The organism is Candidatus Dedyshia acidiphila, assembly GCF_051025295.1.
Lineage (GTDB): Bacteria > Acidobacteriota > Terriglobia > Terriglobales > Acidobacteriaceae > KBS-83.
Map to the genome: position 1 here is coordinate 81,725 of NZ_JBMGJV010000001.1, position 12,265 is coordinate 93,989.

The following is a 12,265-nucleotide window of genomic DNA, read 5'->3' on the forward strand; positions in this document are numbered from 1 at the left end:
GGTCGCGCGCGCTGGGCGCGGCATGCGGCAACGAACTCTCGGCTATTCTGCGGCTATGTCCACCGCCACCCCAGGGCAATCGCGCGCGTTGCGCCTGTTCGCGTACTTCGCGATTTACGTCTTCTGGGGCGGCTCGTTTCTGGGCATTCGTGATCTGGTCGCGACCACGCCCCCATTCTTTGCGGCCGCGCTGCGTTTCACGCTGGCGGGCGTGCTGCTCTACATCGTGTCGCGGCTTCGCGGCACCGCGCGACCTTCCAAGCTCGAACTGCTGCACTCCCTTGCGCTCGGGATGGTTCTGTTCACCAGCAGCTACGCCGGGCTGTTCTGGGCGGAGACGCGCATCGCCTCGGGAACCGCGGCCATCCTGATGGCGATGATTCCGATCTGGATCCTGCTCGGTGAGTCGCTGGTGCTGCGCACGCTGCCGCTGAATGCCTCGGTGATTGCAGGCGCTGCCATGGGACTCGCCGGGGTGGCGCTGGTCTCACGCTCGATCGGCTTCAGCCCCAGCATGCTCGCCGGGGCGGCGGCCCTGACGGCAGGGGCGCTGCTGTTTGCGTTCGGCACGCTGTGGAGCCGCTCGCTGACGCTGCCGGAGGATCAACTGCAACGCTCCGGATTGCAGATGGCACTGGGCGGCATGGGGCAGTTCGCGTTGAGCGCTGTGACAGGCGAGTACGCGCGGGTGCCGGCCGCCTTCGCCGCGTGGCGTTGGCACACGACGGTTTCGTTCGTCTACCTGGTTTGCTTCGCGTCCATCCTGGCGTTCACGGCGTACACGTGGCTGATCCACCACGAGCCGGCGACACGCGTCGCGAGCTACGCGTACGTCAATCCACTGGTCGCGTTGCTGATCGGGGTCACGCTGGGAGGCGAGCACGTCTCCGGTCTGCAGTTGACCGGGGCGGCGCTCATCATTGCGGGGGTGATTGCGACCCTGACCGCGAGGCAGCGCACATCGAAGCCGGTGGCCGGCGAGCGCGCCGCTGTTCGCTGACGCGGCGGTTCAGGACGCGCGGCGGCGACGGACGGTGGCAGGCGCAGCGCCGAGCACACCTTCGAGCAGCCCGGGAAAGCGCCGGTCGATCGCCTCCCGGTCGAGGTAGTTCATCAGCGATGTGCCTTCGGAGCGGGCGCCGACCAGCCCCGCATCGCGCAGCACCTTGAAGTGGTGCGACAGGGTGGACTTGGCAAGATCGAACTCGAACCCGCCACAGGGCACTTCGCCCCGCGTCGCCAGTTGCCGCACGATGGCCAGGCGTACCGGATCGCCCAGAGCGGCCAGAACCTCGTGCAGTTCGGGAGTGCTGGTTGGCTTGGCTCGGGGCATGGCCTTAGTTTAGCGGAGCGGGTCGGGGGCCCCGCGCCCACGCAGACGCGGATGGCTCTCGTCCCGGATCACCGGCGGTTTGTTGTGTCACAGGACGGTGACAAGCAACACGTTGTGGCGCGGGTGCGACGCCTGCTCTATACTCTGTGCATCGCTGGCCGGAGAAGCGGGATCGGCACGGTGCCACCCAGGGTGGCCAGCGGTTGAGAGAGGTGGGTCTTCCGCAGTCAGCCGGTTCTGACATCGGACGTTCCAGCGGCAGTGGCCTTGTCATGGCGCGCGGCTGCTCGTTTCCTGCGAAGTCCTCTGCGTCCGCTCCTCGACGCACTCAGCACTGCGCTCTACCCCGCCTCCTGCTCTGTCTGTACGCAGTCTCTCCTGCGCTTCTCTTCCCTGCCCATCTGTGACGATTGCTGGTCGCGTGTCACGCCCCAGGACGCGGCGCTGTGCCTGTGCTGCGGCGAGGCGCTGGGCGTGCCGCAGAGTTCACTCGCCTGGCTGGCAGATACCGAACAGCAGTGCGAAGACTGCCGCGTGCAACAGCCCGCCTTTACCAAGGCTGTCGCCTACGGCGCTTACGACGACACGCTGCGCCGCCTGATCCATCTGATGAAGTACGAGGGCCTGGCCCCGATTGCGGCACGGCTGGGCTCGCTGCTGGCGCAGCCTGTCACCGAGCTGCCGATCGCCGGCGGCACCGACATATTGGTTGTGCCGGTGCCGCTCTATCGCGGCAAGCAGCGCCAGCGCGGCTTCAACCAGGCCGAGCGCATCGCGCATGCCCTGACGCTGCAGCTCCGAAAGGCGGAGCGCAGCCGTGTCGGGCAAGAGCGGGCCAGGGAGCGGCGGCGCTGGACAATCGCCCGCTCCGTGCTGCGACGCCAGCGCTCGACCGAGAGCCAGTCCCGGCTGAGCCCGGCCGGCCGCGCACGCAACCTGCGCCACGCCTTTCGCGTGCGCGATGCGGCCCTGGTGCGCGGACGTGAGGTGCTGCTGGTGGACGACATCTACACCACAGGAGCCACCGCCGCAGCCTGTACGCGGGTGCTGTTGCGGGCAGGCGCAACGCGCGTGTGGGTCGCAACCGTGGCCCGGGCGCAGCGCGAAGGCGTTGCCCTGTGGGACGGAGGAGCAACGGCGACCGTCAGCGCAGCGGTCGAACGGTAGAGGCGCCCGGGCTCGCGATAGGGACCAGGGCGTACGCAGTACGGGGTCGGGGACCGAACCAGCACGACGAGAGGACAGAGGCTAGCCATGTCGCCAGTGAAGGCAACCGCGCACTCACGCAAGACCAAGCTGACGCACATGCCCCCGGTCGAGATCCGGGTGGCGCAACCCATCAGCATGCAGCGCCCGGTGCTGGTGCTGAATGCCTCCTATGAGCCGATCAACATCTGCGGGGCGCGACGCGCCCTGGTGCTGGTGCTCAAGGGCGTGGCCCGCACGGAAGAGGAGCAGGGCGCGATCCTGCACGCCGCGCGCACCCGCGTGCCCATGCCATCCGTGATCCGGCTGCTCGAGTATCGGCGCATCCCGCACCAGACGCGCGCCCTGTCGCGCAAGAACATCCTGCTGCGGGATCGCAACACCTGCCAGTACTGCGGGGTGGTGCTGAACTCCGGTGAGCTGACGCTCGATCACGTGCATCCGCGCTCCCGTGGCGGCGCCTCGACCTGGGAGAACCTGGTCGCCTGCTGCCATAGCTGCAACCGGCGCAAGGGCAACCACCTGCTCAGCGAATTGACAGAGATGAAGCTGCTGCGCGAGCCGCGGCCCTTCTCGCTGCACACCAGCCGGCACATCATGCGGATGATCGGCCACTCCGACCCGAAGTGGCGGCGCTACCTGTATTACGAGGAGTAGGGACAGCTAGTCGGCGGAGCCGCTCCTGTCGCGGACTCGCTGCCTCGCCAACTTGCCTTTCCCCGGGTTTCCCCCAGATTCAGGCTTACCTAAATTAGCCGTATACTCGTTGTATGGCCACCGCGACAGCCCGGGCGGCCGAGTCGTCCGGCACCCGAGAGCGCAACTTCCTGTACTACCTCGGGCCCGCCTTTGTCGCGAGCATTGCCTACATCGATCCCGGCAACTTCGCCACCAACCTCGAAGGCGGCACACGCTTCGGCTACCAGCTCCTGTGGGTGCTGCTGTGGTCGAACGCGATGGCCATCCTGATCCAGTACCTGTCGGCGAAGCTCGGCATCGCGACCGGCCACACGCTGCCGGACAACTGCCGCCTGCACTTCTCCCGGCCAACGACCGTGGCGCTCTGGATTGCGGCAGAGATCTCCGCCCTGGCGACCGACCTTGCAGAATTCCTTGGCGCAGCGCTCGGCTTCTACCTCCTGCTCGGTCCGCACCTGCTGGCTGCGGGACTGACGCGCACGCACGTGCTGCTACTGGCCGCCATTGCGACGGCGGTCTGTGTCTTCCTGATTCTGGCGCTGCAGCAGCTCGGCTTTCGCAAGCTGGAGCTGGTCATCATGGTGTTCGTCGCCGTGATTGGCGGCTGCTATGCGGCAGAGCTCTTCTTCCTGCCGCTGCACTGGAAGGCCATCGCGTACCACACCCTGATGCCGGAGCTGAACGCGCAGAGCCTCTACCTGGCCGTCGCCATGCTGGGCGCGACCGTCATGCCACACGTCATCTACCTGCACTCGGCGCTGGTGCAGCCGCGGGTGCGCGCGGAGCAGGCGGCGCTGGGCGCCCCGGACGCTCCGCTGCCCCTCAGCGCTCGACTGCGCCTGGTGCGCATGGAGCTGGTTGACGTGATCGTCGCAATGAACGGCGCATGGCTGGTGAACTCGGCCATGATCGTCGTCGCCGCGGCAGCCTTCTCGACCAAGGCAGTGCCCACCATGTCGATTGAAGCCGCGCACGCCACGCTGGGACCGCTCGTCGGCCGCGCGTCGGCAACGCTGTTTGCCGTCGCGCTGCTCTGCTCCGGGCTCTCGTCGTCCACGGTCGGCACCATGGCGGGCCAGATGATCCTCGAGGGCTTCCTGCAGGTGCGCTTCTCGATCTTCCTGCGCCGGCTGCTCACGCTGCTACCCGCGCTGGTCGTCATCGGCATTGGGCTCGACCCGCTGCGCATCCTGCTGCTTTCCCAGGCCGCACTCAGCTTCACGCTGCCCTTCGCGCTGATCCCGCTGCTGTTGCTGACACGTCGCGCGTCCGTGATGCAGGGCATGGCGAATGGCTGGACCGTGCAGACGCTCGGCTGGCTGAGCACGGCTGTCATCCTGTCGCTGAATGGCGTGCTGGTGTGGCAGGTCTTCACCGGGCACTAACGGGGTTCGTCGACAAAGCCCTGCAGCACCCGCGCGAAGTCGGCTGGGCGCTCTGCAAAGGGCGCGTGGCCGCAGCCCTGCATCAGGTATCCGCGCGCACTACGGATGCCGCTCACCAGCCGCTCGCCATGCTCGGGCGAGAAGATGCGATCGCGATCGCCGTACACGACCAGCGTGGGTGCGCCGATCTCGGCGAGCCGCGCGGCTGTATCGCTGGCCAGCGAGGCCTCCACGTTGCGAAGGAACGCTGCGGGCTGCTGCAGTTCTGTCTTCATCATCCAGAGCTCTGCGGCGTCCCGCAGCGCGATGCGCGCGAGCACGTCCGGCCCCATCGCAGACAGGCAGATGGCCTCGACGAAGACGAGGTCGTCCGCGATCTGCTGGCGCAGGCGGATCCAGTGCTCCAGCAGCGAACGCGAGGCGATGTCATGCTCTGCCGAGGTGGACACCAGGACCAGTTTGCCCACGCGCTCCGGCGCGGCAAGCGCCACCTCCTGCGCGATCTTGCCGCCCAGCGAATGCCCGACGATGTCGGCCCGGTCCAGCCGGAGATGGTCGAGCAGGGCAAGGACGTCGCCGGCCATGTCGCGAATGGAATAGCTCCGGGAGGCAACGCTGGACCGGCCGATGTCGCGATTGGCCAGGGTGATGGCGCGCACGCCACGCAACTGCGGCACCACGACGTCCCACTGCGTGTGGTCGCCCATAGTGCCAGCGAGGAACACCACCGGCGTCCCGGAGCCGGACTCCTGGTACCAGAGCGTCAGCCCGTCATGCGGGTAAGTCGGCATAGCGGAAGCATACGGTGAGCGCCGGCCGCTTTTCCGCGGTGGATGCGCTGCTCTAAACTAAGGAGCGCGATGGCACTCCGATCCCTATCTTCGCCTGCGCACCAGGCCGGCGCTTCATTTGCGCAGCGGCCCCTGCTTGAGCGCTTCCGGCGCGGCCGGCATGACCGCGGGCGCAGCCGCCACTTCTAATCTCTGCCTGCCGCTGGACCGGCCTCTCGCTGCTGCGAAGCGCCCGCGCGTGTCCGCCAGGCCCTCTGCACTGCTTTCCCCGATTCCCGCTTTCCCGACCAGGAGATTCGATCCGCCATGAACAGCTTCGGCAGCAAAGCCACACTGACCAGCAACGGCAAGAGTTACGAGATCTACCGCCTGCGCGCGCTCGAGCAGAAGGGCGTCAAGCTTGAGACGCTGCCCTACTCGCTCCGCATCCTGCTCGAGAACCTGCTGCGCCAGGAGGACGGCCGCACGGTGACTGCGTCGGATATCGAATTCCTCGCAAACTGGCACCCCAAGGCCGCGGCGGATCGCGAGATCGCCTTCATGCCCGCGCGCGTGCTGATGCAGGACTTCACCGGCGTGCCCGCCATCGTCGACCTCGCCGCCATGCGCGACGCCATGAAGCAGCTTGGCGGCAACCCGGAGAAGATCAATCCGCTGCAGCCGGCAGAGCTGGTCATCGACCACTCGGTGCAGGTCGACGAGTTCGGCACCGCGCGCGCCTACGACATCAACGCCGCGCTTGAGTTTGAACGAAACCGCGAGCGTTACGCTTTCCTGAAGTGGGGGCAGTCTGCCTTCCGCAACTTCTCTGCTGTGCCGCCGGGCATGGGCATCTGCCACCAGGTCAACCTCGAGTACCTGGCCCGCGGCGTCTTCACCACGGAGGTGAACGGCACGCTGCGCGCCTACCCGGACACGCTGGTCGGCACCGACTCGCACACCACGATGATCAACGGCCTGGGCGTGCTGGGCTGGGGCGTCGGCGGCATTGAGGCAGAGGCCGCCATGCTGGGCCAGCCCGTCTCCATGCTGGTGCCGCAGGTCGTCGGCTTCCGGCTCACGGGCAAGCTGCGCGAAGGCGCCACCGCGACCGACCTCGTCCTGACCGTGACCGAGATGCTGCGCAAGCTTGGTGTCGTCGGCAAGTTTGTCGAGTTCTACGGCGAAGGCATCGCCGAGCTGCCGCTGGCGGATCGCGCGACCATCGGCAACATGGCGCCTGAATACGGCGCCACCTGCGGCATCTTCCCCGTAGACGCAGAGACGCTGCGCTACCTGCGGCTGACCGGCCGCAACGAAGAGCAGGTTGCGCTGGTCGAGGCGTACTACAAGGAGCAGGGGCTCTTCTACACGCCGGGTGCGCCGGAAGCCGAGTACACGACCACCATCTCGCTAGACCTGAGCACGGTGGAGCCGTCCGTCGCGGGGCCGAAGCGGCCGCAGGATCGCGTGCTGCTGAAGCAGACGCCGGAGAACTTCCGCAAGCTGCTGCCAACGCTGCTCGGACCGAACAGCAACACCGCGACGGTGCGGCAGGTAGTCCGCTGGGAGGGGGAGGGCGGCAACCCCACCGCATCCGCGCAGGACCTGATCGAGATTGACGGACACGCCACTGCCATTGCGACGAGTGTGAAGGAGCGCTTCGGCTGCGATCCGGACCAGTACCTGGACCACGGCTCGATCGTGATTGCCGCGATCACGAGCTGCACCAACACATCGAACCCCTCGGTCATGGTGGCGGCCGGCCTGCTCGCCAAAAAGGCAGTCGAGAAGGGCCTCTCTGTCCCGCCGTGGGTGAAGACGTCGCTTGCGCCGGGATCGCGCGTGGTCACCGACTACTATCAGAAGTCCGGCCTGCTGCCCTTCCTCGACAAGCTGCGCTTCCAGGTCGTGGGCTACGGCTGCACGACGTGCATTGGCAACTCGGGCCCGCTGCCGACGGATGTATCGAAGTCGATCGAAGACCACGGGCTTGTCGCCGTCTCCGTGCTGAGCGGCAATCGTAACTTTGAAGGACGCATTAACTCTGACGTGCGCGCCAACTACCTGATGTCGCCGCCACTGGTGGTGGCGTATGCGCTGGCCGGGCGCATCGACCACGACTTTGATACGCAGCCGCTGGGTCAGACGAAGGGCGGCGACCCGGTATATCTGCGCGATATCTGGCCGACGCAGCAGGAGGTGTCCGAGACGATTGCGAGCGCGATCAGCTCTGACAGCTATCGCAAGGAGTACGCCACCGTCAGCGACGGTGACAAGAACTGGCAGAACCTGAAGTTCCCAACCGGCGATGTCTACCAGTGGGAGCCGGATTCGACCTACATCCGCAAGGCGCCGTACTTCGATGGCATGCCGAAGACGCCGACGGCGGTTGCGGATATTCACGACGCACGCGTGCTGGCGGTGCTGGGCGATTCGGTGACCACGGATCACATCTCGCCCGCTGGCTCGATCAAGCTAAATGGGCCCGCTGGCAAGTACCTGACCGAGCACGGCGTGAAGCCGGCAGACTTCAACTCCTACGGCTCGCGTCGCGGCAATCACGAGGTGATGGTGCGCGGCACGTTCGCGAACATTCGTCTGCGCAATCGGCTTGCGCCGGGCACCGAGGGCGGCGTCACACGGCTGCTGCCCGAGGGCGAGCCGATGAGCATCTTCGACGCGTCGGTGAAGTACGCCGAGCGCGGCACGCCGCTGATCATCCTCGCCGGCAAGGAGTATGGCTCCGGGTCGTCGCGTGACTGGGCGGCAAAGGGGCCGCGTCTGCTGGGCTTGCGCGCCGTGATCGCGGAGAGCTACGAGCGCATCCACCGCTCCAATCTGGTGGGCATGGGCATCCTGCCGCTGCAGTTCGAGAACGAGGACACGGTCGAGTCGCTTGGGCTGACCGGAGAAGAGACCTACAGCTTCCCCGGCCTTCGTGCGCTGCTGGAGTCGCGCTTCGCCTACGGACGCGAGCTCACGGTCGAGGCCACGGATGCCGGGAGGAACAGCCGCAGCTTCAGGGTGAAGGTGCGCATCGACACCCCGCAGGAGATCCTCTACTACCAGAACGGCGGCATCCTGCAGTACGTTCTCCGCCAGCTCGCAGCAAACTGAGTGAGGTGGAAAGAGCCTCCTGACTAGTACACTGACTAGTCAGGAGGACTCTCCGATGTGGCAGGTTCAGGAAGCGAAGGCCCGGTTCAGTGAATTCCTCTCGCGCGCCCTTACCGAGGGACCGCAGGTAGTCTCCCGGCGCGGGGTTGCGACTGCCGTGCTCGTCCCGATCGAAGAATGGGAGCGGCTGAAAGGGGCTCGTCCCGACTGGAAACACGTTCTGCTGGCAGACGAGCCTCGAGCGGAGTTGCCCCTGCCCAAGCGCGGCAGATGGAAGCTCCGGCCCCCGGTGCGTTTCACAGATGAGCCGGGCAGGTGAAGTACCTGCTCGACACAAACGTGATCTCCGAGACACGCAAGCGGCGCCCGCATCGGGCAGTGTTGGCGTGGTTGCATGCGAGGGGTACGGCGGATGTCTGCCTCTCTGCCATGACGCTGTTCGAACTGCAGGTAGGTGTAGAACGCACGCGGCTTCAGAATGTCGAGCTCGCCGCCAGCCTGGAAGGCTGGATCGAGTCGCTGGCCGGGAGCATGCCAGTACTGCCGCTCGATGGTGCGGTCTGTCGCGAGACAGCGCGCCTCATGGTGGGGCGCAGCTATGACCTGGTCCAGGACGCATTCATCGCGTCCACAGCACGCGTCCATGGGTTGACAATAGCCACGCGAAACCTGAAGGATTTCGCGGTGTTCAAGATCGCGACCATCAATCCCTTCGCGAACTCCCACTAGCGCGGCACCTCGAGCAGCACCAGCGCGTTCACGGGGAGATCGACCGTGAGCCGGCCTCCCGAGAGATGAGCCGGCTCCGGTGCGGCCGGACCGGCTGCTGCGTTCAACGTGCGCACCTGCTGTTGTGTCGGATAGCGCGGGCTGCCCATCGCGCGGTACGCGGCGAGCGTGTTGCCGTGCGATTCGTCGAGACGCGTGATGCTGACAGCAGCGTCGGGCGCAACGTGCTGCAAGCGCAACTCCATACTGCGAGCGCGTCCGGGGCGGCCGGCCTGCTTTGCTCCTGGCGGGTCCACCAGGTTCCACAGGGCGATCACGAGCGATCCATCTGGACGGCGCGTGATCAGCGCGTTCCGGCTGTCACTCGCAAGCCGCTCCGTCCCGAGCCGGTGGAGCATGGCGAACGCGGCGTAGCTCGGCTTGCGGATGCTGTGCGGCGCGATCAGCCCGAAGCCGCCGTCGAACGGCTCTCGCTTCGGCCCGTCTTCTTCAAAGACATCGTCGAAGGTCCAGTAGGACATCATCGCCGCCGAGCCATCGCACTCACGGATGACGTTCGCGACCGCCGGGCCGACGTACGTCGTGTCGCGCGCGGCGTCGATGCCGATCACGTTCCACTCGGTGATGAAGAGCGGCAGCGCGGGCATGGGCGAGGCAGCGATCTGCCGGTGCACGCGCGCCACCATGGTGCACAGGCGATCGTCCATGGGCGGCAGCTCTGCCGCTGACAGGCTGTGCTCGTAGTTCTCGTCTTCGTAACCATGCGTGGATACGAAATCGACGGGCACGCCCGTGTCGTGCATCGTGCGCAGAAACTCGGGCACCCACTCCATAGCAGAGGTCGCAGGTCCGCCGATGCGGAGGCGCGGGTTCGCCGCCTTCAGCGCGCGCGCGGTGTGGCTGTAGAACTCGAAGTAGGTCGCCTGCTTCGGCGTGCCCGCCCAGAAGTCGATGTTGGGCTCGTTCCAGACTTCGAAGTACCACTGCGCCACTTCCTCGATGCCATAGCGCTCAACCAGGTGCTCGCCGAGCGCGCGGATCAGAGCATCCCAGCGCTGATAGCCGCGCGGTGGTGAGACGTTCGGCGCGTACCAGAACATGTGCGGCTTCGGATCCGAGGCGAGCGCCTTCGGCATGAAGCTCAACTCAACGAACGGCCGCACACCACGCGCCAGCAGCCCGTCGTAAATCTCGTCCACGTAGGTGAAGTTGTATTGCGGGTTGCCGTGCTCGTCCTCGGTGTAGACGCCGTTCTCGTCGTCAAGAATGCCGTGCGCGCGCACGTACTCCATCCCCGTGATGTTCTTCACCGCCACCAGGTCGTTGCGGTAGTCCTCGCGCAGAGCCAGGTTGGCGTGGCCGGAGCCGAACATGCGCTCCCAGAAATGCGGCAGCGGGGTGGCCGCGGCCTGCGCATCGATGGTGAGCACCTCCTGCGCCCGCAGTCTGCACGGCGCAAGAAGCGGCAGAAGAAGCAGCAGCACGGAGAGAGCATGCCGGCGCAGAGTGGGCCTCCTCAGGACCACCCCCGCAGATTCCGGCTGGTCCAGTGGTTCAGAGACGGCATGCTCACGCGGCGGTTGCTTGGCCCAAAGCAAAGGGCGGAGTCGCCTCCGCCCTGCTGATGGTCCTGCTGTTCCCTGCGCTAGACGCCGACTGCGTACGAGTCGAGAGGCTCCTGATCCCCCGCGTGGGAATAGAAGTCGTATGGGGAGCGGTGGTTGAACTTGTAACGCAGACGCAACTCCCAGCCCACGGCAAGCCCCACGCTCAACACCCCGATTGCGACTCCTGACCAGCCGATCGCGCGCAGCAGGTAGTTCGGTCTCTTCCGGAATGGCAGCACGTTGCTCATAACTCTCTCCCTGCGTGGGCCGGCGACCCTGGGTCGTTCGCGCCTGCTCGCGCCTTTTCAGCATGATAGCGCAGCGTTCCTCACAATCGTCTGCATTACGAGGGTGTTACAGCGTGCGACCTTCCGGTCACGAACAAGCCTCGACCTGGCGCAGCAGGTCTACCTTGCGGTCCGCTGCTAAAAAGCTGGCCTCGAGCGAGTTAGCGGCCAGCTCACGCGCCTGTTCTTCCGTGAAGTGGAAATACCGTTCTGCCAGGTGGAACTCGTCCAGCAGATCACTGTCGAACAGCGAGGGGTCGTCGGAGTTGAGCGTGATCATCAGTCCGGCGTCGAAGTAGCGGCGCACCGGATGCAGCGCCGTGGTGGTGCAGCTGCCAGTGCGCACGTTCGAGGTGATGCAGATCTCGATCGGAATCTGCCGCTCGGCGAGGACCTCCATCAGTTCGGGGTCATCCTTCGCCGAGAGTCCGTGTCCGATGCGCTCTGCCCCAATGTTCAGCGCGCCCCAGATGCTCTCCGGCCCGATCGTCTCACCCGCGTGGACAGTCAGCCGCAGGCCGGCGGCCTTCGCCTCGGCGTAGAGATCACGGAAGGGCTCTGCCGCCATGCGCCGCTCGTCGCCGCCGATACCGATCCCGACAATCGATGGATGCTCGCGCCGCATCTCCGCGGCCTTGCGAAAGACGACCGCTGCTTCCTCGATACCGAAGTGACGGACGGCGTCGAAGATCCAGAGGATCGAGATGCCGAACTCGCGCTCCGCCTGCAGCCGGCCGCGCTCCATGCCGGCGAATAGCGGCTCAAACTCGACGCGCCGCCAGTAATAGACAACGCCGACGGACACATAAACCTCGGCGTGCACCACGCCCTGTTCGGCCAGCGACTTCGCCATGCGGTAGGTGATGAGCTCGTAATCGGCAGGGGTCTGCAGCCGCTCGGTGATCGCCTTGAATGCGAGCAGGAAGCCGCTGAAGTCGACATAGCGATAGAGCGATTGGGCCTGCTCGAGCGTCATGCGGCCGGCGGGATGGCGCTCGCTGAGCTCGACCAGCGTCTCCGGCGTGACCGTGCCCTCGAGGTGCAGATGCAGCTCGGCCTTGGGCAGCCGTCGGAGGAAGTCGCTGCTGGTGGCAACCGTGGTCAAACTCACCGGCTCAGTGTACCGACT

The 12,265-nt window shown here is 66.2% G+C and carries 12 protein-coding genes; 7 read left to right on the top strand and 5 right to left on the bottom strand.

From position 1 onward, the window contains the following. Positions 1–55 precede the first annotated feature (55 nt). Complete coding sequence (locus AC5IJH_RS00345; protein ID WP_491900791.1) at positions 56–1,000, top strand: EamA family transporter; 945 nt, start codon at positions 56–58, stop codon at positions 998–1,000. Positions 1,001–1,009: 9 nt separating this feature from the next. Here the strand turns inward: AC5IJH_RS00345 and AC5IJH_RS00350 are convergent, their stop codons facing one another. Beyond that, the gene (locus tag AC5IJH_RS00350) at positions 1,010–1,333 is read right to left on the bottom strand and encodes an ArsR/SmtB family transcription factor (RefSeq protein WP_491900792.1); all 324 of its coding nucleotides are present in this window, start codon (positions 1,331–1,333) and stop codon (positions 1,010–1,012) included. Positions 1,334–1,594: 261 nt separating this feature from the next. On the opposite strand from AC5IJH_RS00350, the gene AC5IJH_RS00355 reads away from it, so the two are divergent. The 3 genes from AC5IJH_RS00355 to AC5IJH_RS00365 all read left to right on the top strand — a co-directional run bounded on the left by AC5IJH_RS00355 (position 1,595) and on the right by AC5IJH_RS00365 (position 4,623). Continuing rightward, complete coding sequence (locus tag AC5IJH_RS00355; protein WP_491900793.1) at positions 1,595–2,500, top strand: ComFC family protein; 906 nt, start codon at positions 1,595–1,597, stop codon at positions 2,498–2,500. 177 nt (positions 2,501–2,677) lie between these two features. Beyond that, positions 2,678–3,196, top strand: coding sequence for an HNH endonuclease (locus AC5IJH_RS00360; protein ID WP_491900912.1), 519 nt, complete (start codon positions 2,678–2,680; stop codon positions 3,194–3,196). Positions 3,197–3,309: 113 nt separating this feature from the next. Next, entirely contained in the window at positions 3,310–4,623 is a 1,314-nt protein-coding gene (locus AC5IJH_RS00365) for an Nramp family divalent metal transporter (RefSeq protein WP_491900794.1), read from the top strand. Here AC5IJH_RS00365 and AC5IJH_RS00370 read toward each other — a convergent pair. Further along, complete coding sequence (locus tag AC5IJH_RS00370; RefSeq protein WP_491900795.1) at positions 4,620–5,414, bottom strand: alpha/beta fold hydrolase; 795 nt, start codon at positions 5,412–5,414, stop codon at positions 4,620–4,622. The genes AC5IJH_RS00365 and AC5IJH_RS00370 overlap by 4 nt on opposite strands. 306 nt (positions 5,415–5,720) lie before the next feature. On the opposite strand from AC5IJH_RS00370, the gene acnA reads away from it, so the two are divergent. From acnA to AC5IJH_RS00385, 3 genes are read left to right on the top strand one after another with little or no spacing between them, the layout of a single operon-like run. After that, entirely contained in the window at positions 5,721–8,513 is a 2,793-nt protein-coding gene (gene acnA, locus AC5IJH_RS00375; RefSeq protein WP_491900796.1) for an aconitate hydratase AcnA, read from the top strand. Between the two features lie 55 nt (positions 8,514–8,568). Beyond that, positions 8,569–8,832 (top strand): type II toxin-antitoxin system Phd/YefM family antitoxin, encoded by a 264-nt coding sequence (locus tag AC5IJH_RS00380; protein WP_491900797.1) that lies wholly within the window; start codon positions 8,569–8,571, stop codon positions 8,830–8,832. Then, positions 8,829–9,242, top strand: coding sequence for a type II toxin-antitoxin system VapC family toxin (locus AC5IJH_RS00385; RefSeq protein WP_491900798.1), 414 nt, complete (start codon positions 8,829–8,831; stop codon positions 9,240–9,242). Before AC5IJH_RS00380 ends, AC5IJH_RS00385 begins: the two co-directional genes overlap by 4 nt. Here AC5IJH_RS00385 and AC5IJH_RS00390 read toward each other — a convergent pair. The 3 genes from AC5IJH_RS00390 to add all read right to left on the bottom strand — a co-directional run bounded on the left by AC5IJH_RS00390 (position 9,239) and on the right by add (position 12,247). Next, positions 9,239–10,726 carry a GH39 family glycosyl hydrolase gene (locus tag AC5IJH_RS00390; RefSeq protein WP_491900799.1) on the bottom strand — a complete coding sequence of 496 codons (1,488 nt, stop codon included), beginning with the start codon at positions 10,724–10,726 and terminating at the stop codon, positions 9,239–9,241. The two genes, AC5IJH_RS00385 and AC5IJH_RS00390, sit on opposite strands and share 4 nt — an antisense overlap. 161 nt (positions 10,727–10,887) lie before the next feature. Then, positions 10,888–11,097 carry a hypothetical protein gene (locus AC5IJH_RS00395; protein ID WP_491900800.1) on the bottom strand — a complete coding sequence of 70 codons (210 nt, stop codon included), beginning with the start codon at positions 11,095–11,097 and terminating at the stop codon, positions 10,888–10,890. A gap of 127 nt (positions 11,098–11,224) precedes the next feature. After that, complete coding sequence (gene add, locus AC5IJH_RS00400) at positions 11,225–12,247, bottom strand: adenosine deaminase (RefSeq protein ID WP_491900801.1); 1,023 nt, start codon at positions 12,245–12,247, stop codon at positions 11,225–11,227. Positions 12,248–12,265 lie beyond the last annotated feature (18 nt).

What these genes read in the sequence shown, in the direction of transcription:
- AC5IJH_RS00345 (WP_491900791.1), top strand. Translation starts at nt 56, where the DNA reads ATGTCCACCGCCACCCCAGGGCAATCGCGCGCGTTGCGCCTGTTCGCG.
- AC5IJH_RS00350 (WP_491900792.1), bottom strand. Translation starts at nt 1,333, where the DNA reads ATGCCCCGAGCCAAGCCAACCAGCACTCCCGAACTGCACGAGGTTCTG.
- AC5IJH_RS00360 (WP_491900912.1), top strand. Translation starts at nt 2,678, where the DNA reads ATGCAGCGCCCGGTGCTGGTGCTGAATGCCTCCTATGAGCCGATCAAC.
- AC5IJH_RS00365 (WP_491900794.1), top strand. Translation starts at nt 3,310, where the DNA reads ATGGCCACCGCGACAGCCCGGGCGGCCGAGTCGTCCGGCACCCGAGAG.
- AC5IJH_RS00370 (WP_491900795.1), bottom strand. Translation starts at nt 5,414, where the DNA reads ATGCCGACTTACCCGCATGACGGGCTGACGCTCTGGTACCAGGAGTCC.
- acnA (WP_491900796.1), top strand. Translation starts at nt 5,721, where the DNA reads ATGAACAGCTTCGGCAGCAAAGCCACACTGACCAGCAACGGCAAGAGT.
- AC5IJH_RS00380 (WP_491900797.1), top strand. Translation starts at nt 8,569, where the DNA reads ATGTGGCAGGTTCAGGAAGCGAAGGCCCGGTTCAGTGAATTCCTCTCG.
- AC5IJH_RS00395 (WP_491900800.1), bottom strand. Translation starts at nt 11,097, where the DNA reads ATGAGCAACGTGCTGCCATTCCGGAAGAGACCGAACTACCTGCTGCGC.